Consider the following 3,072-nt stretch of genomic DNA (forward strand, 5'->3'; position numbering starts at 1 on the left):
CCGCAGGACAGCATGCCTCGGTCCTTGACGGTCTTGAGCGTTTGCGCATCGGCGGCTTGGGTGGTCAGGCCGGCTGCGAGAAGAGTGAGAGCCAGGGTTACGCGTTTCATGGGCTTAGGGCCTTTCAAAGTCGTCTCAAGATCTGGAACGTTGTCGCAGGATCATCTCCGCCAGGGCTGGCTGTATCAAGGCTAGCCTTGCAAGAGTCATGCTGGAAACCTTGCCGAACACTCGCCCATCCCGGGAGGCCATACCTTCATCCCCGCCGCAGGCGCCCCGCCGTTATGGCTCTGGCGCATGGTCCGGTCAGACGATGGATCGAAGGTCGCGGCAGGCCCCTCAACATGCGGCGACTGAATAGCACCTGCGCATCACAGAACGACTGGCGAGCCGGGTCAAGGGGTTGACGGGACTCTTCTGTGTTCTGTTATTAACGGCGCGGCCTCCGGCCGGCCCGCAAGGCGCAGCTCGCGTCCGCGGAAACGCGCTTTTTGAAAGCAGACGCATGGATTCCTCGCACCCCCTCAAGCAGCAGGCCGAAACCCGGCTGGTCACCTCCGGCCGCGACACCAAGGCGCAGAAGGGGTTCGTCAATCCGCCGGTGTTCCACGGCTCGACCGTGCTCTATCCGACCGCCGAGGACCTGCACGCCCATCGCGGCGAGTTCACCTATGGCCGCCACGGCTCCCCGACCACCAGGGCGTTCCAGGAGACGCTGATGGCGCTGGAGGGGCCGCAATGCGCCGGCGTCGGCATCGTGCCCTCGGGGCTGTCGGCGATCTCCACCACCCTGCTCTCGGTGCTGAAGGCCGGCGACCACATCCTGGTCTGCGACAACGTCTACCGGCCCTCGCGCAATTTCTGCAACGGCATGCTGTCCCGCCTCGGCATCGAGACCACCTATTTCGATCCGATGATCGGCGCCGGCATCGAGGCGTTGTTCAAGCCGAACACATGCGCGGTGCTGGTGGAGGCGCCGGGCTCGCAATCCTTCGAGATGCCCGACATCCGCGCCATTGCCGAGGTCGCTCATGCGCGCGGCGCGCTCGTCATCGACGACAACACCTGGGCAACCCCGCTCTATCACCGCTCGCTCGAACAGGGCGTCGACATCAGCATGCAGGCCGCGACCAAATATATCGGCGGCCATTCCGACATCATGTTCGGCACCATCTCGGCCAACGGCAGGGCATGGCCACAGATCGCCGAAGGCATCCGCCTGCTTGGCGTCTGCGCCGGCCCCGACGACGTCTTCCTGGCGCTGCGTGGCCTGCGCACGCTGTCGGTGCGGCTCGCGCAGCATCATCGTTCGGGGCTCGAGATGGCGCGTTGGCTCGCGAGCCGTCCTGAGGTCGCACGCGTGCTGCATCCGGGGCTCGAGACCGATCCGGGACACGCGATCTGGAAGCGCGACTTCACCGGCGCCTCCGGCCTGTTCAGCATCGTGCTGAAGCCGGCCCCGCAGCAGGCGGTCGACACCATGCTCAACACGCTAAAACTGTTCGGCATGGGCTTTTCCTGGGGCGGCTTCGAGAGCCTTGCGATTCCCTTCGACTGCGACGCCTATCGCACCGCGACCAAGTGGGCGCCGGGCGGGCCGACGTTGCGTCTTCACATCGGGCTCGAGAGCGTCGACGATCTCAAGGCGGATCTCGATCGCGGCTTCGCTGCCCTCAAAGCGGCAATGTGAGCCTGCTCACCAGGCATCGCGCCGCGGGAACGAGCAACCGACGCAAACGTTAACGGCGATGCGCCAACAAAGGGTTTGATCCTCAAGCATTTGGCGCTAGCCTCACCAATCGACTCTCATCCGGACACGGAGCATGGGAACGTTGGTACTGCTCGATCTGATGGGCGGCGTGGCGCTGTTGCTGTGGGGCCTGCACATGGTCCACAGCGGGATTCTGCGGGCCTTTGGCCCGGACCTGCGACGCCTGCTCGGCAAGGCGCTCCGTAACCGCTTCAGCGCCTTTGCCGCGGGCCTCGGGTTGACGGCGCTGCTCCAGAGCAGCACCGCGACTGCGCTGCTCACCAGCTCCTTCGCTGCCGAGGGCCTGCTCAGCCTCGTCGCTGCGCTCGCCATCATGTTAGGGGCCAATGTCGGCACGACGCTGATCGTGCAGGTGCTGTCGTTCAACATTGCGGCTGTTGCGCCGGTGCTGTTCGTGCTCGGACTGGTCGCCTTCCGCTCGGGCCCGCGCTCGCGCATCAAGGACATCGGCCGTGTCCTGATCGGCCTCGGTCTGATGCTGCTGTCGCTGCATATCCTGCTCGACACGCTGGCGCCGGCCGAGAACGCGCCCGGCGTCCGTGTCGTGATGGCGGCGATCACCGGCGATCCGATTCTGTGCATCGTAATCGCCGCGCTCGTCACCTGGGCGGTGCATTCGAGCGTCGCCAGCGTGCTGCTGATCATGTCGCTGGCCTATTCGCAGTTCATATCGCCCTACGCGGCTTTGGCGCTGGTGCTCGGCGCCAATCTCGGCAGCGCCATCAATCCCGTGTTCGAAGGTGCGAAGCGCGACGATCCCGCGAGCTATCGCCTGCCGGTGGGCAATCTCGTCAATCGCGTGGTCGGTATCGTTCTCGTGCTGCCTTTCCTCGGTCCGATCGCCGAGCACCTGCACGCCTGGCAGCCCGACCTCGCCAGGATGACGGCGGCGTTCCACATCGCCTTCAACGTCGGCACCGCAATCATCTTCATCGGCCTGCTCGACACCCTATCGCGGCTGTTGACCCGGCTGCTGCCCGATCGCGTCCAGGAGACCGATCCGGCCCGGCCGCGCTATCTCGACGAGACCGCGCTGGAGACGCCATCGCTGGCGCTCGCCGATGCCGCCCGCGAGACCCTGCGCATGGGCGACCTYGTCGAGGTCATGCTGCGCAAGGTGATGGCCGCGATGATGACGGGCGACCGTGCGCTGGTCGACCAGGTCTCGAAGATGGACAATGCCGTCGACGGCCTCGACGAAGCCATCAAGCTCTATGTCACGAAACTGATGCGGGGCAGCCTCGACGAGAGCGAGGGCCGGCGCGCGATGGAGATCATCTCCTTCGCCATCAACCTCGAAC

General features: G+C 65.4%; 2 protein-coding genes and 1 pseudogene. 2 read left to right on the forward strand and 1 reads right to left on the reverse strand.

Features of this window, described 5'->3' with window-relative positions; genetic code table 11:
• Nucleotides 1-110: pseudogene (locus tag ACXJL8_RS37675) on the reverse strand (amino acid ABC transporter substrate-binding protein); the annotation flags it as partial.
• Nucleotides 111-505: 395 nt separating this feature from the next.
• On the opposite strand from ACXJL8_RS37675, the gene metC reads away from it, so the two are divergent.
• Both metC and ACXJL8_RS37685 read left to right on the forward strand, forming a co-directional pair.
• The gene (gene metC / locus ACXJL8_RS37680) at nt 506-1,690 is read left to right on the forward strand and encodes a cystathionine beta-lyase (protein ID WP_456624134.1); all 1,185 of its coding nucleotides are present in this window, start codon (nt 506-508) and stop codon (nt 1,688-1,690) included.
• A gap of 133 nt (nt 1,691-1,823) precedes the next feature.
• A partial coding sequence (locus tag ACXJL8_RS37685) for a Na/Pi cotransporter family protein (RefSeq protein WP_456686675.1) occupies nt 1,824-3,072 on the forward strand: 1,249 nt, incomplete at its 3' end.

This window comes from Bradyrhizobium sp. P5_C11_2 (assembly GCF_054049755.1).